This is a genomic window from Janthinobacterium aquaticum, from assembly GCF_009208565.1.
Lineage (GTDB): Bacteria > Pseudomonadota > Gammaproteobacteria > Burkholderiales > Burkholderiaceae_D > Janthinobacterium.
Window position 1 is genome coordinate 482407 of record NZ_WFLK01000002.1, and the last position, 23435, is coordinate 505841.

Here is a 23435-nt window from a genome sequence, read left to right on the forward strand (position 1 = left end):
GCCAACCTTGACGACTCTGCCATGATGAAACCCAACCTTTTCGCTGCTCAGGAGCGCGAAGTCAAGCTGACGAAGCTGGGCGATGCGCTGCAAGTGCTGGAGCGGCATGTCGACTTCGTGGCGCTGGCCGATGCGGTCGATACCGCGGTACCACGGCTAGGTCGGGAACGCGGCGGCCGTCCGCCGTTCCCGACCTAAGTGATGGTACGGATCCTGTTGATCCAGCAGCTGTTTAACCTCTCTGACGAACCGTGTCCAAGTTCCTCAGCCCTGCGTGCCCAGTGCTGCGAGCCGCCGCACGCCTCCATTCATACCAGACAGGATGCACGATTGGCAAACCAGTCCAGAAACTGGGCGCGCTTGAGCTGCCTACTGATCACTTCGCCAGTCTCCTGCTCCACGGTATACACTTGGAATACGCTTTTGGCCGTATCGACACCGACCACGGTTTTGCGAGTAGCATTCATGATATGGACCCTCCGGTTAGCCTCGAAAGTTCTTGAGACTTTCACTTTAGGCGATTTTTACGCCCTTGGCCCGTGAGGGCACACCTTCCGCTCACCCCTTCACACGTGCTTTGTTATTGAGTATGCCGCTGGCACAGGTAGGAGGCGTCCATTTCATTCCCTAAAGTCTGCGTCTTAATGATGGTATTTTCGATGGTATTGACGATTGATAGCACAGAAAATCCAATAAAAATCAGTCACTTGCCGTTCTCATTGATAATCGAGTGGGAATGATGAGCTCGCTTTGGCTAATTGATTTTAAAGTAAAAACACATCGCCGTTGATTATTCCAAAAGAATGATCAACGGCGCTTTTTTAACGCCTGCGTTTGATAGGCGCGCGGAAAATTCTTGCACTGGCGCCTGCATCGTGCGCCGCCTGTTGTCGTGGTGGATTGCGTTAGCCTGGCTGCCGCGAGGATCTTCATCAACAGGGTAGTGGTCCGCTTATTTCTCGCTTCCAGATTCGGCGCAAGCCCGGGTTGGTGTGTGCATGGCGTCGAGGCCTAGTTGCACAAGATCCAGCAGCGCTATGTCGACGCTGCTGCCATTTTTCGTCGCCAGGCGTTTCACTGCGTCGGCAAGTGTTGGGGAAAGTTCCAGACCATTCACGATCAGTCCTCCCAAGACAGGCACTGGCAGGACGATTTGCCTCTCTCTGGCCATGGGCAGGGTGCCGTGTACAAGCCAGGCGGTGCCGACGCCGAGGGCGGCGGCAATCTTGTTTGCCGCTTCCATGGGAAGCTTGGCTTTGCCTGATTCATAACGATACAGCTGCGTGGGATTGATGCCCGCCAGTTCGGCCAGCATGACCTGTGAGAGCCGAAGATCCTCGCGGCAGCTTTTAAGCCGCTCAGAAACATGGGTGTTGCCGGACATACATATCGCCTTTCAATATATAACGTTGATCAATGCGCTATTTTGCAATCCCATTTGAATCCGTCTAATAGCTGCCGGTGCGCCTTACTCTCGGTAAGCCTGCTTTGATGCTTGGGGATGATTGACGTTGGGCGCCGATCATCTTGCACGATTTTTTGGTTGAAGCCAAGGTTGAGCAGGCAAATTCTAAACTGGCCAATACTGGTCAATACCGCGTCGTCTGAATCCGCTGCGTGGTCTGAGTGAGCTCTGCCGCAGTTCGCATAGTCACAGCTTGTCGAAGCCAAGGTATTAAGGTTGCTGGTTCTGCTATTTCTCTGTAATCTGCGCAAGACTGCTTCGGGGTAGTTCAGTGGGAGAACTCTCGGCTCCGGACCTAGATGGCGCTGGTTCGATTCCAGCCCCCGAACCCTAGTGAAGCATCGCGTCAAATGGTGTTTTATTTGTCCATGCGGCCAGAAGCGGAGATGGCATCAACGTTGGACTGGATGGAGCAGTATTTTGAAAAGCAACCGGCGCCATTCTAATTACGCTTCCGTGCTGTATTTGATGGGCTTAAAGCCTGCGCGCAGGGAACGCCTCAAAACCTCCAACCGCATGAGCGAGGCGGGCCGTTCCTTGGCTGGTCTGATAAATCACACTGGCTTTTGGGGTAAGGCTGGCACTTACAATTGTGTCGCATCAACAGGGAGTTCAGGCATGGAGTGCCTGTAAAATTCCAAGTATGGTATTTTCATGGCGACATGAATTACAGTATCCCCAGCCCGCTTCTCGCGGGCTTGTTTGTGTTGTAAAGGTCAGGAAGGTTGCGCTACCGGCGCAGTGCCAGGCACCAGCTCGATAATGTCGTCGTGGTAGTCGGCCACGGCCGTGCGGTGCGCCACGCTGATAATGGCGCTGTCGGGCAGTTCTTCAATCAACGCCTGGTACAGTCTGGCTTCGGTGGCCGGGTCGAGCGCGCTCGTCGCTTCGTCGAGGAACACGAAGTCGGGGCGTTGCAGCAGCACCCTGGCGAAGGCAACGCGCTGCTGTTCGCCGCCGGACAGCAGTTGCTGCCAGTTGTCGCGGGTAGTGAGCGACGTGATCCGGCTTCCCAGGCCGCAGACCTCAAGCACGCGCCGGCAGGTGGCGTCGTCGAACTGGTCGGGCATAAGCGGGTAGCACATGGCGGCCTTGAAGGTGCCGCTTGGCAGGTAGCTGCGCTGCGGCAAAAACATGATGCGCGCCTTGGCCGGCAGCGTCACGGTACCAGCGCCATGCAGCCACAAGCCGGCCAGCGTACGCAGCAGGGTGCTCTTGCCGGTACCCGACGGACCGCGCACCAGTGTCCGGCTGCCTGCCGCCAGTTGCAGTGGCGGCACATCGGCCAGCAAGTCGCCCTCCGGGGTGCGCAGGGCAAGCACGCTGCTGTGGATGGCGTTTTGGCTGGCGCGCTTCACGCTAAAGCCGTTTGGCCGGGCATGCGCCTTGTTGATGGCCCAGGAAAAATCGCGCAGCCGGTTTGCCAGTGCCAGCCACATCGCAAAGCTCTTGTACGACTCCTGGAAGTACCCCAGCGATGCACTGAGCTGGCCGAAGGCGCCGACCGCCTGCGTCACGCCGCCCATGGTAATTTCGCCGGCGAAATAGCGCGGCAGGGCGGTCAGCGTCGGCAGCACGGCAAACAGATGGCCGTAGACCGTTCTGGTCATCTCGAGCTTTGCGTTGCGCACCACCGTGGTCAGGACGTTGTCGCGGATTTTCGCGAAGCGGCGGCGCAAGCGCTGCAATTCGTTGGCGGCGCCGCCATAAAACGCGATCTGCACGGCGTTTTCTCGCACCTGCATGGCACCATACCGGTAGTCGGCCTCCACCGTCTGCCTTTTCATGCCCAGCCCGATCAGGTGCTTGCCGACCCAATGGACCAGCAGCAGATACGCCAGATTGTAGATCAGCGCGACGTAGACCATATAGCCGGCGATGTGCAAACTCGCGTCCCCGATGGGGATGGTCAGGGTGCCGGACAGCGACCACAGGACGGCCGTGAAGGCCACAATATTGACCATCACGTTAATCATGTTGGAAATGTTGACCACGCTGCTGTTGGCAAACAGTCTGACGTCTTCGGCGATATGCTGGTCGGCATTCGAGAGCGCACCATCGGGATCCAGGTCGTAATAGGCATGCGAGCTGAACCACTGTTCCAGGTAGTGGTTGCTCAGCCATGTGCGCCAGTCCAGGTCGATCAGGTCAATGATGGCGGTGCGAACCACGCCGAGCGCGCCGACCAGCAGACCGACGCCGATGGTCATCCAGACCACTTTTTTCAGCACCTCCCAATTGCGAGCCAGTAGTGCGTCGGTCAGCTCGCCGGTCAGCTCATTGGCCCGAACATACAGCCAGGCGGAGCCGAGCGTGATGGCCAGCCACAGCAGCACCAGCAGCCAGGCGCGCCAGCGCCGGCGCGTGCACCAGTAAGGCGCGAATAGATGCAGCAGGCCAGGGCGGCCAGCTGCGTGGATCGGGGCAGGACCAGTCGCGTCTCTCATGATCGGCGTGTTTGACAGGTGCCGCACGGCATCGGTTGGCGTGCCGCTCCACGGTCAAGTTCGATGCGGCATGCCAGTGCGTGCAGCAAGTTGAAAAGGAATAAGGATGCCATAAGATGCGCCTGTAAAAAGTGATCTGGGTGCATGAATGATGGGCTGCTGCACTGCATCATAGCGTCAATGTGGAAATGTTTGTAAAGCAACAGTACCACGGTGCGCGGCGACACAGTGCCCAGGTGGTATCAGCGTTCCCAACGCAACGATGCGGCTAAGCGGTGCAGCATCGGCTTGTTTATGTTATGGCAATGCGATATTCTCTAGTGATCGAGATCTGGGGCATGCCGTTCGACAAACCAAGGCAGAATTGGCAAGCCCACTCTTGGCGCCTCGACTGCCAGCAGCACGATGACATGCTTGAACGGCTTGCCGTTGATCATGTGGCACGCCAACCTTGTCAGAAAACTCAATTGACCAGCACTTCCTCAGGTGGATGGTTTCTTGTTTACTTCGGCGACAACTTCGATGAGTGGTGCTTCCCAGTGATCGACCTGAAGGGAAGTCAAATATTCTGAAGACGTCTGGGATCGCGTTCGCACCATGATGGCCACTACCGAAGCCGTTCCTTGTTGAAGGTGGCTTTCTTCCATTTTTGTAGCTAATTTCGCAACGATCTCACCGGAATCTGAATGAAAAAAACGGCCTCTTATTTCAATGGCATCGCCGGTGCTGAGGGCGGCGATGGCATTGTGAATGGGTTGGGATCGTGCCTTGCGTCCGGCAAATCCAATGTCCATATTGCTGGGTCCCAGCATGATGTAGCGGCGTTCGAGATCCGGTCGATACTGCGGTCGCACGTCTGGCAACTGGTCGAGGACGCCGTCGACGGTACCGAGATCCACAAGATAGGGGTTGCGCCCGCCTTCTGCGCGCATCAAGGTTAACGATAGCCGGGCGCGCGTCATCGCCACGTAAAAGAGTCGCTGTTCATCTTCCTCGTCCCAACGCCAGTCGGCGCAGTCCATCACGATGATATGGTCGAACTCCAGGCCCTTGGCGGCGTGCGCAGTCATAAGCTTGATGGCACTGTTACGACCATTCCGGCGCATCTCGCTCGCAGCTTCGTAGAACAGCTCCAATGCTTCAGCGGCAGGAACAATATCAGCCTGGAGCATGGAAGCGACCTCATCGACGATATCCATGAGGTCGTGCAGCGCGGTGTTTCTGGGTTGTGCGCGCTGCAGATAAGCCAGCGATCTGCGAAGGGCGCCCAAGCGGACCATACGCAATTGCCGCCGCCTCAGTGCATTGGACAAGGCCCAGCCTTCGCGCGTGCTCATCAGCGCGATCTGTCCCTTGGCCGCCTCCGGTCCGGTGATCTCACATGGCAAGCCTTCGATATCGCAGATGGCCCGCATCTTTTCCAGGGGCGCATGCGTACGGCAGAGCACTGCGATTTCTGACAGCCTGACCGTCGGATCGATGCGTCGGATACGCTCGATTTCCGCGTAAACCAGCTGGACCTGGAGGTTTGCGCCGGGAGGGCAGGTGATCAACCGTACCGCACCGCGACTTTCCTTGTCGAGCGCAGCCCAGTGTCCGCCTCGCGGGGCATCCTTGCGTTGGGCGTTGATCCGAATCGGATGGTCAACTTTCATGCGCTCAACGCCACGCTGGATCACATGGTTGGCTGCAGAGATGATGTTCTGGGTTGAACGGAAGTTCTCGACAAGGTAGGTGAGTTCTCCCTCGTAGTCGGCCTGGAAACGTCGAATGAATTCGATGTTCGCGCCTTTGAAGGAGTAGATGTTTTGGTCATCATCGCCTACGGCCATGATGCTCAGCTTGGTATCGGACTCCGAACGTCGCCGGCCGGCGAGGGCGCTGACCAAGGCGTATTGTTGCTCGTCAATGTCCTGGTACTCGTCAACGAAGATGTATTCGTAGCCCTGCAGAAGGCGATCACGGACCTCGTCCGCATCGATGAGTGCCGAGCTCTTGCCTTCGAGCAGGTCGACGGCGTCCTGGAGCATCTGTTTGAAGTCGACCTTGCTGGATGTGCGGTCGGCACCTGCCAGACTGGTTCCGGTCAAGCGCAGCGCCATGGCATGGTAGGTCATGACCAGCACACCGCGCGCATCGTCTCCGGCCAGCGTCAGCAGCCGGCGGCGCAGCTCGATGGCAGCCCCCCGGTTGTAGGCCAGGGCGATGATGCGTCCGGGACTCACGCGCTGTACCCGTAACAGGTAGGCAATGCGGTGCACGATTACCCGTGTCTTGCCGGAACCAGGGCCGGCCAGCACCAAATGATTGCCCGTACGCGGTTGTGTGACAAGCGCCTGCTGCACCGGGTGCTGCAAGTCATCAACAATACGCTGGTACGACTCGTCGGTGGTTTTTCGCTCCAGCAAATCCGTGCGGCCGCGGAAGAATTCTTTGATGAATTGCTTGTGGGGCAATGTGAAGTACGCTTTGACCAGGACAGACGCCTTGCCCAGATCTTCCATGCCCAGCTTTGCGTACTCGTGCATGACGTGCGTCTGCAGCGTCCGTTCCTTGTAGAACTCCTCCAACGGTGCGAACGAGGCTTGGTTGAATCGCCTCGATGTGTCTTCTTCCATCTGAATCGTCATCGCAGAGCGGAAGACCGACCGGCCTTTATCGAGCTCGAGGACCCGGGTCTGATGAAGATAGAGCAGCGCATTTTCCAGCGCCACGTCGGGTTCGCGCAGCTGGGTCTTCAGGAACAGGTCGTCGTCCAGCGCATCAATCAGTGCCTGGGCCTTGCATTCCACCATGCATGCGCCTTTGACGCCGTCCGGGACCTCTGCAAGTAGGCGCGTGAGCGTGACCTGGGCCACCTGGCGGCGCAGTTCGCAGATCCTGCGAATCTGGGACCAGGGGCGCCGCAAGGTCACGCGCAGCGTGTCATCGCCCAGCGATTGCAGCTCGATCATGCTGCGCTTGTCGTTGCCGGAGCCGAATCCGTCGGCCATGGATCGCAAGCAGGCGCGGACCTGCGTGGGGTCGAGTTGCCCCTTCTCATCGTTGAGATGCAGACGATTGCGCAGTTCAGTGCAAACGGCCCGGAGATTGAGGTGTTGTTGCGCGTCGCTCTGATCAGCGTCCGGCGCGTTCTCCGCCATGAACTCGACAAGTTCTTTTTCCATGGCGCTCAGATACTCCAGGCGGGAAATTGACGCACCCCTGACGCCTCGCATCAGGCGCACCGTCAGTCCGAGGTCATTGACCAGGATGCCCAGCTTGGTCAACTGGTGGACGATGCGGAAGCATTCCTCCGGCCTGATGCCTGCGTCGAGCATCAGTTCGTCGGTGCTTAGTCCCTCGGGAGTGTCTGAACGGAACAGGGCGGTCGCGACGGCAAGGAATTTTTGCTGCACGCTGGCCGTGAAATTTGCCTTGTCGATACGCTCTTTGGCTTCTTGCAGTGAGGCTACCCGAAGACTCGCTGCGAAGACTTTCGTGGCGTTCTCGTTGCGCTTCAAGAAGCCATGGCGCTCCAGCCATGACAGCGCGGTGGTGACTTTGGTGGATGCATCGGGGGCATCGATCTCGATGCCTGTTCCAATGCTTTGAGCGAGCAGCTCTTTTGCCGAGATGACGATCTCATCTTTGTTCAGCTTCCTGGCCTGGAAGCGCAGGGCACGCAGCAGCCCGACGAAATCTCGCTGCGACAGTTGTGAAGTGGACGACAGGCGGAACTGGGTCTCCACGTCTTTCGGGTCGAACAGCAGGACACATTTGGCTTCGCTTCCATCACGCCCCGCTCTTCCTGCTTCCTGGAGATAGTTCTCCAGCGAGCCAGGAATTTCGGCATGGATCACCAGCCGGACGTTGGGTTTGTCCACGCCCATGCCAAAGGCATTGGTGGCGGCGATCACCTGCAGTTCGCCGTCGAGGAAACGACGCTGGGTTTCCTTGCGTACATCGGCGGACAGGCCGCCGTGGTAGCAGCCGCATGCAACGCCTTGTTGCGCCACGATCTGCGCGATGGTCTCAGCGCTTTTGCGTGTAGCGCAGAAGACCACAGCTGCATCTTCTTGCCGCAGGCCATCGCGCAGTAGTTCCACGATACGCTGTGGTTTTTCGCCACCCGTAGTGGGTACGACGGCATAGGAAAGGTTGGAGCGCTCATGACCGCCGAGGAAGGTCTTCAGCTTGACCTGCAGACCTTCCTGGAAGTGCTCACACAAATCCTCAATGACATCCGGTTTGGCTGTGGCCGTGAAGCAGGCGATCGGAGCCTGACCGGGAAACTGTTCCCGGATGAAGCGCGAGACGTACAGGTAGTCGGTGCGGAAGTCATGGCCCCATTTGGAAAGACAGTGGGCCTCGTCGAAGACCCAGGCCGCGATCTCCCGCAGGCGGATTGCCTCGACGAAAGTCTTGCTTCGGAACTGCTCGGGTGAGACCAGCACGATGCCGATGTCGCCCAGGCGTATGCGCTCCAGAACATCGCGGCGTTCCAGCGGGGTGAGCATGCCGTTGACGGTTGCCGCGCACTGGATGTCGGCTTTCATCAGATTGTCCACCTGGTCGCGCATCAGCGATTGCAGTGGCGAGATGACGACGGTCAGCCGTCCTGAGCGGCGATAGTGGACAAGAGCCGGGAGTTGGTAGCAAATGGATTTGCCGCCACCTGTGGGGAGCACGGCCAACAGACTCTCGCGTGCCAGCCCGGCACTGACGATCGCACGTTGAAGCGATGAACCATCGGCAGCTGCCGGGTGCGGCCGGAAGCTTGGTTTGCCGAAAAAGGAGGACAGCAGCGCTTCAGGATTGTGGTTTTGGCGGCAATAGCGGCAGGTGCTCTGAGCGCAGTCGATCTCTCGTAGCTCTGCAATCAATTGCCTCACAGCGGGCAGCTCGTGGAAGACCCAGTGGGGTAGAACCGAGTTTCCTCCCGCGACGCGGATCCAGCCCAAGGCAAACGCAACCGACCAGGCGTCATGCCCATTGGAGGACGTCACGATGTCGGCAACCAGCGCTTGCAGACGGGTGGCGCAGCAGCGACTTGCAAAACGGTTGGCAACAATCGGTCCCACCAACTCGCCAGCGGGCACAGTTTCCTCGCGCACCTTGGCCAACAGTCTCTTCATGCTTTCGTCTCTGCGCAGCAGGAAGTGCAGCAGAGCAAGCCACCAAGGCTCCTGTGCGTTCGTCTCCAGCAGAGCTTCTACCGCCTCCTCAAATACGTTGAGCGCGACCTGGGCGTCTTTGGTCGGGTTGTTGCGCTCGTCGGAGAGCAGTTTGTAGCCCTTCACCAGTCGGTGGTAGGGATTGCTGGGGAAGGCCAGGGAGGACAATTCCAGCGTATCCAGCACCGGCCAATTCAGGCACTTCAGTTGGGGCAACTGTTGGCGCATCAGCGGTATATCGTGGCGCTTGATGTTGTGGCCCAGCAGAACCTGGCCATCCTGGGTAAAACCATTAAGCGAGATCGCTACCGATACTGCTTTGGCAGGTGAACAGGTGCTGCCATAAGTGTTCGTACCGTCTGATCGGACGGCGCCTACGGCAAAGATCTGATTGCCTTTTTCAGGATGGGCTTCGACGTCGACGGAAACAATTCGACCCTCGGCGGCGATGCGCCGAGCACGTGCGTGCAAGGAGTCGAGGGTGGGCATTTCCAATGAAGACCAGGCGAACCACAGAAAAAGTAATATTGCTTTATTGTAACATGAGTGTGGTTTTGCCCGCAGTATATGTGCCTGATAACCGATCCAGCTTTGGCGATCTTCTCACGCAGCTTGTATTGCCTCCTGCCGCGCCCCCTTAAATATCTGATAAGTGATTTAGTGTGACTATTGACTCTTTGTCATTGTGGATAATAGCAATGTTGATAATTAAAAAAATGCATGGCCCAGCCATGCTTCCATTGCCGAGTCCAATCGAGGAGTTGTCATGTCTTATCGCCTTTCCTGCGGCTATGTGTCGCTGTGCCTGGCCACCATGCCGTTCGCCTGCGCGGCCGCCTTTGCTGCGGAAGATGCAGTCAATCTGAATCTTGACCTGAGTCTGAAAGCCGTCCCCAACGTCGAGCTGCGGCTGTTGCAGGAGCCGCCGAAACTGAAGGCGCGCAGCAGGCCCGCCACGCGCGCGGCCAGCAAGCGCGATGAGTACGAGAAGTCGTACGATTTATATATCCGCTACGCCAACGGCACCATCTATAACCCGACCACGGCCAAATACGACAAGGTGCGCCTGCGCTCGTACCAGCAGACGAGTGGCCTGGCGCTCGATGGCCGTGATGAAAACGCGGCCACCTTCATGGCGCCCACCGTGGTGATGGCGCCGGGGCAGACCGTGCGCTTCAAGTTGCATAACCAGTTGCCGCAGTTGTCGGCCGAAGAGTGCGCAACGACCGATATCAACGCGGCGCGTCCGCGCGGCTGCTTCAATGACACCAATCTGCATTCGCATGGGCTGTGGGTTTCGCCCTCGGGCAATAGCGACAACGTGCTCATTTCGATCAAGCCGGGCGTCGATTTCGAGTATGAATACAATATTCCCATCGACCATCCGGCTGGCACGTTCTGGTATCACCCGCACCAGCATGGCGCAACGGCCATGCAGGTCGCCAGCGGCATGGCCGGTGCACTGGTGGTCGAAGGGGAGCGCTACCCGACCGATACGGCAAATGGCGACCTCGACGTCGTGCTCAAGCAGTTCCAGCCGAGCGATGGCAGCGCCGGCGAGGTGATGTTGCTGCAGCAGATACCGTATGACTGCCCCAGCAACAATCTGGTATCGGCCAAGCATTGCGAAAAAGATGCGGTGGGCGTGCTCGAGGATTTCGATCAGGTCGAGGACCCGAACGCCTGGCTGATGTCGGGCCGGTATACCTCTGTCAACGGCAAGGTGCAGCCGGTGCTGAACATGGCCACGCAGCGCCTGTACCGCTGGCGCCTGATCGATACGGGCTTCCAGGCCTCCGTGGTAATGCGTATCCGGCGCGCCAACGATCCGCAAAAGCTGTTCAAGGCGCTCAGCGTGGCGAACCAGGATACCGACGTGATGGACATGTGCAATGGCGAGGATGTCACGCAATTCGAAGTGGCTGCCGACGGCTTGACGCACGACCGTATCATTCCCAAGACATTGAACTATCTGCAGCCGGGCTACCGCAGCGATATTCTGTTTTCGCTGCCGAAGGCCGGCGCGTACTGCGTGTATGCCGAAACCAATGTCAATAACCTGACGACGATGCATGACATCAACAACACGCGCCTGATCGGTGTGATCGCCGCCAAGAGCAACGCCAGGGCGGCTGTGCGCGCCAGGGTGGGCGAGTCGCCGCGCGAGTTCCTGCTGGCCGAACTGCGCAGTGCCGTCAAGCGCCTGCCCGGCACGCAGTTGTCCAATAGTGTCAGGGCTACCATCCTGAACGATCTGGACAACGGCCTCAAGCTCAGCAAGTTTGTGCCGCACAAGGCATTTACCGTGACGGAGCAGGAAGTTCTACGCAACAAGACGAAGGAATATGCCACCTTCAATATCGGCAAAATCGATGGCAAGTTCAAATTCATGGTGGAAAGCAAGCCGCTGGACAACGCAGCGCCGCAGGAAAAATATCTCTATGATCCGCACCGTATCGACCGCACGCTGGTGCTGGGCACCGAGCAGATGTGGGAACTGGCGTCAAAGTTGGGCAGCCATCCCTTCCATATCCACGTCAATCCGTTTCAGGTCATCAGCGTTGTGCGAACCGACGGCGGCAAGGTCGATCAGCAATACCAGGACCTGATCGGCGCCTGGAAGGACACCTTGCTGGTGATGCCGAACCACAAGATCGAGATTGCTACGCGTTATCAGCGCTATATCGGCGAATACGTGCTGCATTGCCATATTCTCGAGCATGAAGACCAGGGCATGATGCAAAACGTCAAGGTTGTACTCCCGGACGGCAAGGGCGGCGGCGACGCCGGCGGACACGGCCACGGCCACTGATCGTTTTGGCGCAAGCGCGCTGGCCGCGCCTGCGCCTTTCCCAACCTGTCGCTGGAGCAGCCGATGTTACCCATGTTAAGCACGTTATTACGCCGATGCCAGGTAACGATCTGTTGACTCTTTCGCCATGTTTTATCGGTATTGCCTCACCAGGGCAGCGTGCTATACTCGCCGCCATGGCCCGCCGCACACTTATTATGCTCATTACCTTACTCGCGCTGCAGTTCAGCTGGAGCGCGGTGTCAGCCTATTGCATGCATGAGACCGGTATCGCAGCGCAGCACTTTGGCCATCATGCCGACAGCGATGCTGCAAACAATATTACTGCGGCTTCCGATGACAAGCCCGCAGATGCCAAAAAGACGACCGCACACGCGCATTGCTGGTCTTGCGCACATGGCGCCCTGTCGGTCAACAGCCTCGATGGCATGCCTCATCCGCAAGTAGCCGAAGTAGCGCCTGTTTCCACCGAAGTCTATCTCTCCTCATCCTACAGCGCTCCGCCCGAGCGCCCTCAGTGGATCGCCGCCGCTTGACGCCGGCGGTTGTGTCCATTTTCCTGATTGTGAGTAGCTGACGCCTGAAGACAGGCGATGGCTGCTGCAGGCCGCCGGATTTCTTCGTTTTCAATTTTCGGAGTGATCCATGCAGTCCAGACTTTTAGTCATGGGGGCGGCTGTCTTGTTGACGCAGCTGGCCCCTCTCACTGCCGTGCAAACGGGCAGCAAGCGCCATCGTTTGCCCTGGCAGCGCCACCGCCGGCAGTTCAGGCGAGCGGCGCCGTTCTTACGCTGGAGCAGGCCATCTCGATGGCCATGTCCGCTAATCCCGCATTGCGTTCGGTCACACTCTCCCTGGCGATCAGCGATGGCGCCCGCCTGCAGGCGGGCTTGCGGCCCAATCCTGAACTGTCGCTGCTGCGCGAGGGCATGTCGTCGAACAGTGGCCGTACCGACACTTACCAACTGAGCCAGGCGCTCGAACTGGGCGGCAAGCGCGGCGCGCGCATCCGGCTGGCAGAGCAGGATCGTGCCCTGGCGCTCGGTGATGTTCATGTCGCCAGGGCGGACCTGCGCGCATCGGTGACGGCGGCCTACCTGGCCGCGCTGACGGCCCAGGAGCACGCCGCCCTCGCCAGGCAATCGCTGGAGCTGTCCGCCAGGGCGAGCAATGCTGCCGGGCGCCGTGTGGCAGCCGGCAAGATTTCGCCGCTGGAGCAAACCCGCTCCAGGGTCGCCGAGGCGGGCGCGCGACTCGAGCTGTCGCAGGCTGTGGCCGATGCTGCCCTGGCCAGGCGTCGCCTGGCCGCATGTTGGGGCAGCACCGAGCCGTTACAACGTGAGCTCATCACGCCGGATCTCGATCTGGCCGCCATTCCTGCGTTGTCGCAACTGCAGGCGCGTCTCGAGGCCTCGCCGCAGATGGCCAGGGCGCGCCGGCAGATCGCGCGCCAGCAGGCGCAAGTGGAGCTGGCCAAAGCGGAGCGAATGCCCGACCTGACGCTCAGCCTGGGGCAAAAGAAGGATCGCGTGAGCGACGTGACACAAACCGTGGTGGGGCTCTCCATGCCGCTACCGCTGTTCAATCGCAACCAGGGCGAGGTGCTGACGGCGCTACGCAGCGTTGACAAGGCAAAAAGCGATGCCGAAGTGGCTTTCCTGCGCGAGAGTGACGCACTGGCCGACGCGCATCAGCGCGCCTCGCTTGCACAGGAGCAGATGGACAGCATGCGCCAGGACATCCTGCCAGCTGCGCAAAGCGCGTTTGACGCTGCCGTAACCGGTTTTGAACTGGGCAGGTTCGGCTTTATCGACGTGCTCGATGCGCAGCGCACGCTGTTTCAGAGCCGCGCCCAGTACCTTGGCGCCCTGGCTGCCCGCTATCGCGCGCTGGCCGATCTGCAGCGCTACCTTGCACCAGATGATACCGCCGGCAACTTGCCCACTGACAGGAATGAACAATGAATTTCAATATCGATAAAAAATCGCGCAACGCCACATGGCTGATTATTTTGATCGGCGCACTGCTGGCCGCGGTCATCGTGGTCTGGAAAAAAGACAGCGGTGCTCCCGCCAATGTGCCCTCCCCGCACGCCGAAGAAAGCGGTAAAGAAGGCGGGCATGCTGAGGAGAAGGGCGCCAAGGCAGAGGACCATGTCGACCAGGACGGCGTGATCGGCCTGAGTGCGCAGCAGATGCAGAGCGCCGGCATCAGCGTGGCAAAAGCCGCCCCGGCCAGCATGGGCAACGTGGTGCAACTGCCGGGCGAAGTACGCTTCAACGAAGACTTGACCGCACATATCGTGCCCCGCACGCCCGGCGTGGCCGATTCGGTCTCGGCCGACCTGGGCCAGGCAGTCAGGAAAGGCCAGGTACTGGCTGTCATTTCCAGCCCGGTGCTGGCCGACCTGCGCAGCGCCTCGCTCGCTGCGCAGAAGCGGCTGGCACTGGCGCAAGTGACCTTCCAGCGCGAGAAGAAATTGTGGGAAGACAAAATCTCGGCCGAGCAGGATTATCTGCAGGCGCAGATCGCCTTGCGTGAGGCCGAAATCGCCGCCCAGAGTGCGAAATCGAAATTGTCTGCGCTCGGCGCGGCCGACGTCGGCGCCGATGGTGCGCTGAGCCGGTATGTCCTGCGTGCGCCGTTTAACGGCGTGATCGTGGAAAAGCATATCGCGCTGGGCGAAGCGGTCAAGGAGGATGCCAACGTCTTCCTGCTGTCGGACCTGTCGAGCGTCTGGGTCGAGATCGTGGTCACGCCCAGGGATCTGGAAAAGGTGCGGGTGGGCGAAACCGTCCGGATTACCTCGGCCGCCAACGACACCACTGCCACGGGCAAGGTCAGCTATGTGGGCAATCTGTTAGGCGAGCAGACCCGCACCGCCAAGGCGCGTGTGGCGATCGCCAACCCGAATCTGGCATGGCGTCCGGGCCTGTTCGTCAATGCCGCTGTGCTGCGCGGCGAGCGGCAGGTGCCGGTCGCCGTGGCGGCCGACGCCGTGCAGACCATCGATGGCAAATCGGTAGTGTTTATTCAGGTGGACAAGGGCTTCAAGGCACAGCCGGTCAAGACCGGAGACAGCGACGGCAAGCTCGTTGAGATTGTCGAAGGCCTGGCGGCCGGCGCGCCATACGCTGCTGCCGGCAGCTATGTGCTCAAAGCCGAGCAGGGCAAGGGCAGCGCCAGCCATGAGCACTGACCAGGGAGCAAGACATGTTTGAACGGATTATCAAATTTTCCATCGCCCAGCGATGGCTGATCATGCTGGCCGTGATCGCGATGGCCGCCATGGGCCTTTACAGTTATCAGAAACTGCCGATCGACGCAGTGCCTGATATTACCAACGTCCAGGTCCAGATCAACACCAGTGCCAGTGCCTATTCGCCACTGGAAGTCGAGCAGCGCGTGACGTTTCCGATCGAAACGGTGATGGCGGGCCTGCCCAACCTGGAGCAGACACGCTCGCTGTCGCGCTATGGCCTGTCGCAGGTCACGGTGATTTTCAAGGACGGCACCGATATCTATTTCGCGCGCCAACTGGTCAACCAGCGCATCGAGGAGGCCAAAGACAGTCTGCCGCAGGGCGTGGTGCCGATGATGGGGCCGATTTCGACCGGCCTCGGTGAAATCTACCTGTGGACGGTTGAAAGCGAACCTGGGGCGAAAAAGCCCGACGGTAGCCCTTATACCCCGACCGACCTGCGCGAGATCCAGGACTGGATCATCAAGCCGCAACTGCGCCAGGTGCCCGGTGTGACCGAGATCAATTCAATCGGCGGTTATGCCAAGGAGTACCACATTACGCCAGACCCGGTGAAGCTCAGTTCCTACGGCTTGTCGCTGAAGGATGTGGTGGCGGCAATCGACCGCAACAACAATAACGTCGGCGCCGGCTATATCGAGCGCCGCGGCGAACAGTTCCTGATCCGTGCACCGGGACAGGTCAGCACGCTGGACGATATCCGCAATACCATCCTCAACAACGTGCAGGGCGTGCCCATCCGCGTGCGCGACGTTGCCGAGGTCGGCGTGGGCCGCGAACTGCGCACCGGCGCGGCCACGGAGAATGGCCGTGAAGTGGTGCTGGGCACGGTGTTCATGCTGATCGGTGAAAACAGCCGTGTGGTGTCGCAGGCGGTGGCCAGGAAAATGGTGGAGGTCAACCGCACGCTGCCGGCCGGCGTGCATGCGGTGCCGGTATATGACCGCACTGTGCTGGTCGATAAAGCCATCAATACCGTCAAGAAGAACCTGCTGGAAGGAGCGGTGCTGGTGATCGTGATCCTGTTCCTGTTCCTCGGCAATATCCGTGCCGCCATGATCACCGCGATGGTGATTCCCCTGGCGATGCTGTTTACCTTTACCGGCATGGTGCAGTACAAGGTCAGCGCCAATCTGATGAGCCTTGGTGCGCTCGATTTCGGCATTATTATCGACGGTGCGGTGGTAATCGTTGAAAACTGCGTCCGGCGCCTGGCGCATGCACAGGAGCAATTGAAACGCCAGCTGACCTTGCGCGAGCGCTACGATGAAGTGTTTGCGGCGGCCAGGGAAGCGCGCCGTCCGCTGCTGTTCGGCCAGTTGATCATTATGGTGGTCTACCTGCCGATCTTTGCCTTGAGCGGCGTGGAAGGCAAGATGTTCCACCCGATGGCGTTTGCCGTGGTGGCCGCCTTGCTGGGCGCGATGATCCTGTCGATCACCTTTATTCCGGCAGCCGTCGCGCTGTTTATCGGCAAGCGCGTGGCGGAAAAAGAAAGCCGCCTGATGGTACTGGCCAGGCATGCCTATGCGCCGTTGCTGGAAAAGGTCATGCGCAATGCCACGCCGGTGTTGACCAGCGCGGTGGTTTTGATCGTGCTGTGCGGCCTGCTCGCGACGCGCCTGGGCAGCGAATTCATTCCCAACCTGAACGAAGGCGATGTGGCAGTGCAGGCACTGCGCATTCCAGGCACCAGCCTCACGCAATCAGTGGCAATGCAAAAGAAGCTCGAAGCGGGCCTGAAGGCCAGGTTCCGCGAGATCGATCGCGTATTTGCGCGTACCGGCACCGCTGAAATTGCTTCCGATCCGATGCCGCCCAATATCTCCGACGGCTACATCATGTTCAGGCCGGAAGCGGACTGGCCCAAACCGAAGAAAACGCGCGACCAGTTAATTGCCGACATCAAGGACGAAGCCGAAAAGCATGTGGGCAATGCCTATGAGTTCTCGCAGCCGATCCAATTGCGTTTCAATGAGCTGATCTCCGGCGTGCGCAGCGATGTTGCCGTCAAAGTCTATGGCGATGACATGGACGTGCTGGCCGACACCGGCAAGCAGATCGCGCAGGTACTGCAGCGCGTGCCGGGTGCCACTGAAGTGAAGGTCGAGCAGACCGATGGTTTGCCGATGCTGACGGTCAATATCGACCGCGAGAAAACGGCGCGCTACGGCCTCAATATCGGCGATGTCCAGGAAGCGCTGGCGATTGCCACCGGCGGGCGCGAAGCGGGCATCATGTTCGAAGGCGACCGCCGTTTTGGTATTCTGGTGCGCATGCCCGAAAGCCTGCGCAGCGATCTCGATGCCTTGCGCCGGCTGCCGATTTCCCTGCCGGTACCGGCTGGCGCGGCAACCTCGTTCATTCCCTTGAGCGAGGTGGCAACGCTGGAGTTTGCGCCTGGCCCCAACCAGATCAGCCGCGAGAACGGCAAGCGGCGCCTCGTCGTCAGCGCCAACGTGGCCGGCCGCGATATCGGCAGCTTCGTGCCTGAGGCCGAGCAGGCGATTGCCGCGAACGTGACAATCCCGGCCGGCTACTGGACCACCTGGGGCGGCACCTTCGAGCAGTTGCAGTCGGCTACCCAACGCCTGCAGATCGTGGTGCCGCTGGCGCTGTTGCTGGTCTTTACGCTGCTGTTTGTGATGTTTCGCAACGTGAAAGACGGCCTGCTGGTGTTTACCGGCATTCCATTCGCTTTGACTGGCGGCATTATTGCGCTGTCCCTGCGCGGTATCCCCATGTCGATTTCAGCGGCGGTCGGCTTTATCGCGCTGTCCGGAGTCGCGGTGCTCAACGGCCTGGTGATGATCTCGTACATCCGCAGCCTGCGTGAGGAAGGCATGCAACTGGATCAGGCAGTGACGATCGGTGCACTGACCCGCCTGCGTCCGGTGCTGATGACCGCACTGGTGGCCTCGCTCGGGTTCGTGCCGATGGCGCTGGCCACCGGCACCGGCGCCGAAGTACAGCGCCCGCTGGCCACCGTGGTGATCGGCGGCATCCTCTCATCCACTGCGCTGACCTTGCTGGTGCTGCCGTTGCTGTACCGTCTGTTGCACCGCGATGACGATGTGCTGCAGCACGATCACGATGAAGGGGCTAACCCGGTTCACTGAAGTGATCTGGTCGATGGCCCGGCCCGGCCGGCGCCATCATCCATATTGAACCGAAGGATCAAGATCTCTTGCTTTAAGCGATCAAAAATCATGGCTGCTTGTGGCATGATGGCGCCGCCCGCCCATGTCACGCATTTTCAAGGAAAGCCAGGCCCCATGATCACAAGGCATTTGCACCGGATGCTGGCGCTGCTGCTGTGCTCCGGCGTCGCTGCCGCGCAGCAGCAGGAAGTCACACTGGGCGTATTTGCCTACCAGGGCGAGCGCGCGGCGCTGGCCGACTGGGCCGGCCTGGCCAGCTATCTGGAGCGCAGCGTGCCCGGTTACCGCTTCAAATAAAAGAAAAGACCATGAAAAACACCAGCAAGGCCACCATGATCGGCTTGACCGCCATCGTGCTGTGGAGCGCGATTGTCGGCCTGATGCGCAGCGTCAGCGAACACCTGGGCGCCACCGGCGGCGCTGCGATGATATATAGCGTGGCGTCGGTGTTCCTGCTGCTGTCGGTTGGTTTCGTCAAGCTCAGCGAGTTTCCGCGCCGTTATCTGCTGTGGGGCAGCCTGCTGTTCGTGACGTATGAACTGTGCCTGGCGCTGTCGATCGGTTACGCCAATACGGCGCAGCAGGCGATCGAGGTGAGCATGGTCAATTATCTGTGGCCGACGCTGACCATCGTCTCGGCCATCGTGTTCAACCGCCAGAAAACCAACTGGCTGATCGTGCCCGGCTTCGTGCTGTCGATTGTCGGCATCGGCTGGGTGCTGGGCGGCGCACAGGGTTTCAGCGCGGCCAGCCTGGCCCATAACGTGCTCGACAATCCGCTCTGCTATGGCCTGGCCTTTGCCGGCGCGCTGATCTGGGCCGGCTACTGTACCGTGACGGCGCGCCTGGCCAACGGCAAGAACGGCGTGACGCTGTTTTTTATCCTGGTCTCGATCAGCCTGTGGATCAAATACGCGCTGATTGGCGACGGCCCGATGCACTTCAGCCTGGAAGTCATCGTCTACCTGCTGCTGGCAGCCGGCGCCATGGGCTTTGGCTATGCGGCCTGGAATGTGGGCATTTTGCACGGCAACGTGACCGTCCTGGCCGGCGCCTCCTACTTTATTCCCGTGCTGTCGGCCGCGCTGTCGACACTGCTGCTGCGCGCGTCGCTGTCGCTGGCCTTCTGGCAGGGCGCCGCCATGGTCTGTGGCGGCGCGATTCTGTGCTGGCTGGCCACCCGCGCCAAAAGCGCCGTTGTCGTGGTCGATTGACGGTGCGGGCATCATGAAGGATGCCGCAGCGCGTCACGATCTACTTGAAACATTGCAGGAGATCTATCATGCGACCGCCGGCACCAGTCAGGTCGGCACCATCGAGCGTAAGCTCGTAAGCTCGAAGCTCGGGGTCAGTTCCGCCATTTGGACACGACCTCATCCTTTATCCACCTTGCCGCCTGCCTTTTGCCTGGCCTCAAAGCTCTGGATTGCCCGGCTTACCGTCCGACCCGATACGCCGAAGGCCGCGGCGATTTGGGATGTATTGTAGGCGGTCGACAGATAGGCGCGCGCCATCGCCTCGTCCCTGTCGGGATAGCGCAGCTGATAGTCCTCCAGCACCAGTGCCACCGCTCTGCGCTGCGCACGGGAGGCGTATTTGCAGCTGGCCGATTGCTGTGATTGCTGATGCGTTGCTACGAAGGCCTCGTCTCCCAAGAGGATCTGGTGCACTGTGTTGGTCAGCGGACTGCTCAAGCCCATCCCGGCGCCAATAAATGCGCGATAATGCTCGATGGCTGCCAGGCGATTCCGCCCGAACTGGCCCATGACCTCGTTGCACGCCAGCCAGTCCGGCGGCTTTGCATTGGCAAGCAGAAAGTGATGGCTGCCCCAGCGCCAGTCATCGGGCAGCGCTACCAGTTGGGCGCGGACGGGATTCAAGGTGATATAGCGGTGCAGTTCCAGCAGATAGCTGCCTTTTTGCACCAGAATGGCCTTGAATCGCCCTTGCAGCAGATGGCCGACAAGCTGGTGCCGCTGGTTGAAGCGTTGAGTGTAGATGCCGTTCAACTGGCGCATGCCTTGCGACAGATTGCCTTCGACTGTTTCGAGAAGTAAATGATAGTGGTTGTCCATCTGGCAAAAGCTATGGATGACAAAGTGGTGACGTTCGCATACCATCGCCAGCACGGTCTGCCAGGCAAGCCGGTCGGTGTCGTCAAGGTAGATCGGGCAGCGCCGGTCGCCGCGACTTGTAACGTGGTACAGCGCGCCTGGAAACTCGATTCTCAATGGTCGTGTCATGCTGCCACAGTAGCTGAACGATTTGCCCGGGTATTGAGATTTCGCTGAGGTTGTCAGGTAAAGTTTTGGCTGAGGTCGTGTCGAATTGGCGGAACTGACCCCGAGTTTGGGGTAAAAAATGTTGCTGTCTTGTGTTATATGTCTTATATAAGACTAAGTTGAGGTACAATAACGTCCAAGATGGCTGGCCGGATGGCCGCTGGTCCCTGCAAACAACCCTGACTGAGAGTATTTTCCATGCTAGCTGCTTATCGCCAGCACGTCGCCGAACGTGCCGCCCTTGGTATTCCTCCGCTGCCGCTGTCGGCGGCCCAGACCACGGAACTGGTTGAACTTCTGTTGAACCCGCCTGCTGGCGAAGAAGCGTTCCTGGTCGACCTGATCACCAACCGCGTGCCGGCCGGCGTCGATGATGCGGCCAAGGTCAAATGTGCGTTCCTGGCCAGCGTTGCCAAGGGCACCGAAACGTCGCCGCTGGTTTCGCGCGAGCTGGCGACCCGCCTGCTGGGCACCATGCTGGGCGGCTTCAATATCAAGCCGATGATCGACCTGCTCGACGACGAGGTGGTCGGCTCGGTAGCAGCCGAAGGCCTGAAGAAAACCCTGCTGATGTTCGACTACTTCCACGACGTCAAGGAACTGGCCGACAAGGGCAGTGCGCGCGCCAAGGAAGTGGTGCAATCGTGGGCCGATGCCGAATGGTTCACTTCGCGCCCTGAAGTGCCGGAAAGCCTGACCCTGACCGTGTTCAAGGTTTCGGGCGAAACCAATACCGATGATCTGTCGCCGGCGCCTGACGCCACCACGCGCCCGGACATTCCGCTGCACGCGCTGGCCATGCTGAAAAACCCGCGTCCGGGCATCAACCCGGAAGAGCCGGGCAAGGTCGGCCCGCTCAAGCAGCTCGAAGCGCTGAAAGCCAAGGGCAACCTGGTCGCCTACGTCGGTGACGTGGTCGGTACTGGTTCCTCGCGTAAATCGGCCACTAACTCGGTGCTGTGGTTTACCGGCGAAGATATTCCGTTCATCCCGAACAAGCGTTTCGGCGGCGTCTGCCTGGGCACCAAGATCGCGCCGATCTTCTACAACACCATGGAAGACGCCGGCGCACTGCCGATCGAACTCGATGTCACGCAAATGGACATGGGCGACGTGATCGAACTGCGTCCCTACGACGGCAAGGCTCTGAAAAACGGCCAGGTCATCGCCGAATTCAAGGTCAAGTCCGAGGTGCTGTTTGACGAAGTGCGCGCCGGTGGCCGTATTCCTCTGATTATCGGCCGTGGCCTGACCGCCAAGGCGCGTGAATCGCTGGGCCTGGCTGCATCGACCCTGTTCCGCCTGCCGCAAGAGCCGGTCGACACCGGCCGTGGCTACTCGCTGGCGCAAAAAATGGTAGGCCGCGCCTGTGGCCTGCCAGAAGGCAAGGGCATCCGCCCAGGCACCTACTGCGAGCCGAAAATGACCACCGTGGGTTCGCAAGACACCACCGGTCCGATGACGCGCGACGAACTGAAAGACCTGGCCTGCCTGGGCTTCTCGGCCGACCTGGTCATGCAGTCGTTCTGCCATACCGCCGCCTACCCGAAAGTGGTGGACGTCAAGATGCACCGCGAACTGCCGACCTTTATTGAAAACCGTGGCGGCGTGGCACTGCGTCCGGGCGACGGCGTGATCCACTCGTGGCTGAACCGTCTCTTGATGCCGGACACGGTCGGTACCGGTGGCGACTCGCACACCCGTTTCCCGATCGGTATCTCGTTCCCGGCCGGCTCGGGCCTGGTGGCCTTTGCTGCCGCCACCGGCGTCATGCCGCTCGATATGCCGGAATCGGTGCTGGTGCGCTTCAAGGGTGAAATGCAGCCTGGCGTCACGCTGCGCGACCTGGTCAACGCGATTCCGCTGTACGCGATTCGCCAGGGCATGCTGACGGTCGACAAGAAAGGCAAGAAGAACATCTTCTCCGGCCGCATCCTGGAAATCGAAGGCCTGCCACAGCTGAAAGTGGAACAGGCGTTCGAGCTTTCGGACGCGTCGGCAGAGCGTTCGGCTGCCGGTTGCACGGTGCATCTGGACAAAGAGCCGATCATCGAATACATGACTTCGAACATCACGCTGATGAAGTGGATGATCGCCAATAACTACCTCGACAAGCGCACCCTGGAGCGCCGCATAAAGGCCATGGAAGCATGGCTGGCCAAGCCGGACCTGCTGTCGCCGGACGCGGACGCGGAATACGCTGCCGTGATCGAGATCGATCTGGCCGATATCCACGAGCCTATCGTGGCCTGCCCGAACGACCCGGACGACGTCAAAACCCTGGCCGAGGTGGCTGGCGCCAAGATCGACGATGTGTTTGTCGGTTCGTGCATGACCAATATCGGTCACTTCCGCGCGGCTTCGAAAGTGTTGGAAAACAAGACCGATATCCCGGTACGCCTGTGGATCGCGCCGCCAACCAAGATGGACGCGCAAGTGCTGACGGCCGAAGGCCATTACGGCACCCTGGGTCGCACCGGTGCGCGCATGGAAATGCCGGGCTGCTCGCTGTGCATGGGTAACCAGGCGCAGATCCGCAAGGGCGCCACCGTGATGTCGACCTCGACGCGTAACTTCCCGAACCGCCTCGGTATCGAGACCAACGTCTATCTGGGTTCGGCCGAACTGGCCGCCGTGTGCTCGGCGCTGGGTCGTATTCCGACCAAGGAAGAGTACATGTCGCATATCGGCGTGATCGCCGACAATGCTGACCAGATCTACCGCTATATGAACTTCGACAAGATCGAAGAATTCCGTAGCGTGGCCGACGCGGTGCAAGTGCCGGCCTGATAGTCTGCCGTCATCGAAAAAACCGGCCAGTCGGCAACGACTGGCCGGTTTTTTTTATGG

The 23435-nt window shown here is 59.8% G+C and carries 13 protein-coding genes, 1 tRNA gene and 1 pseudogene; 10 read left to right on the plus strand and 5 right to left on the minus strand.

From position 1 onward, the window contains the following. Positions 1–21: 21 nt before the first annotated feature. Positions 22–198 carry a hypothetical protein gene (locus GCM43_RS25770; protein ID WP_193315541.1) on the plus strand — a complete coding sequence of 59 codons (177 nt, stop codon included), beginning with the start codon at positions 22–24 and terminating at the stop codon, positions 196–198. Positions 199–311: 113 nt separating this feature from the next. Here the strand turns inward: GCM43_RS25770 and GCM43_RS25775 are convergent. Beyond that, positions 312–467: pseudogene (locus GCM43_RS25775) on the minus strand (IS110 family transposase); the annotation flags it as partial. A 485-nt stretch (positions 468–952) separates the two neighbouring features. Beyond that, complete coding sequence (locus GCM43_RS05015; RefSeq protein ID WP_152242409.1) at positions 953–1384, minus strand: helix-turn-helix domain-containing protein; 432 nt, start codon at positions 1382–1384, stop codon at positions 953–955. A 338-nt stretch (positions 1385–1722) separates the two neighbouring features. Between GCM43_RS05015 and GCM43_RS05020 the strand changes: the two genes are divergently transcribed. Then, positions 1723–1794 (plus strand) — tRNA-Arg (locus GCM43_RS05020). 387 nt (positions 1795–2181) lie between these two features. Here the strand turns inward: GCM43_RS05020 and GCM43_RS05025 are convergent. Continuing rightward, the gene (locus GCM43_RS05025; RefSeq protein WP_152242410.1) at positions 2182–3912 is read right to left on the minus strand and encodes an ABC transporter ATP-binding protein/permease; all 1731 of its coding nucleotides are present in this window, start codon (positions 3910–3912) and stop codon (positions 2182–2184) included. A 482-nt stretch (positions 3913–4394) separates the two neighbouring features. Beyond that, entirely contained in the window at positions 4395–9557 is a 5163-nt protein-coding gene (locus GCM43_RS05030; RefSeq protein ID WP_152242411.1) for a RecQ family ATP-dependent DNA helicase, read from the minus strand. 277 nt (positions 9558–9834) lie between these two features. Between GCM43_RS05030 and GCM43_RS05035 the strand changes: the two genes are divergently transcribed. From GCM43_RS05035 to yddG, 7 genes are all read left to right on the plus strand, one after another. Further along, the gene (locus tag GCM43_RS05035) at positions 9835–11880 is read left to right on the plus strand and encodes a multicopper oxidase family protein (RefSeq protein WP_152242412.1); all 2046 of its coding nucleotides are present in this window, start codon (positions 9835–9837) and stop codon (positions 11878–11880) included. A gap of 5 nt (positions 11881–11885) precedes the next feature. Then, positions 11886–12416, plus strand: a complete 531-nt coding sequence (locus tag GCM43_RS05040; protein WP_152242413.1) for a hypothetical protein — start codon at positions 11886–11888, stop codon at positions 12414–12416. A gap of 279 nt (positions 12417–12695) precedes the next feature. Continuing rightward, positions 12696–13844, plus strand: a complete 1149-nt coding sequence (locus GCM43_RS05045; protein WP_193315543.1) for a TolC family protein — start codon at positions 12696–12698, stop codon at positions 13842–13844. Then, entirely contained in the window at positions 13841–15079 is a 1239-nt protein-coding gene (locus GCM43_RS05050) for an efflux RND transporter periplasmic adaptor subunit (protein ID WP_152242415.1), read from the plus strand. The genes GCM43_RS05045 and GCM43_RS05050 overlap by 4 nt, the downstream gene beginning before the upstream one ends. A gap of 14 nt (positions 15080–15093) precedes the next feature. After that, entirely contained in the window at positions 15094–18261 is a 3168-nt protein-coding gene (locus GCM43_RS05055; RefSeq protein ID WP_152242416.1) for a CusA/CzcA family heavy metal efflux RND transporter, read from the plus strand. 156 nt (positions 18262–18417) lie between these two features. Continuing rightward, positions 18418–18600, plus strand: a complete 183-nt coding sequence (locus GCM43_RS05060; protein WP_152242417.1) for a hypothetical protein — start codon at positions 18418–18420, stop codon at positions 18598–18600. An 11-nt stretch (positions 18601–18611) separates the two neighbouring features. Then, positions 18612–19517, plus strand: a complete 906-nt coding sequence (yddG, locus tag GCM43_RS05065) for an aromatic amino acid DMT transporter YddG (protein ID WP_152242418.1) — start codon at positions 18612–18614, stop codon at positions 19515–19517. Between the two features lie 159 nt (positions 19518–19676). On the opposite strand, the gene GCM43_RS05070 is transcribed toward yddG, so the two are convergent. After that, positions 19677–20546 (minus strand): transposase, encoded by an 870-nt coding sequence (locus tag GCM43_RS05070; protein ID WP_152242419.1) that lies wholly within the window; start codon positions 20544–20546, stop codon positions 19677–19679. A gap of 237 nt (positions 20547–20783) precedes the next feature. Between GCM43_RS05070 and GCM43_RS05075 the strand changes: the two genes are divergently transcribed. Beyond that, complete coding sequence (locus tag GCM43_RS05075; protein ID WP_152242420.1) at positions 20784–23375, plus strand: bifunctional aconitate hydratase 2/2-methylisocitrate dehydratase; 2592 nt, start codon at positions 20784–20786, stop codon at positions 23373–23375. Positions 23376–23435 lie beyond the last annotated feature (60 nt).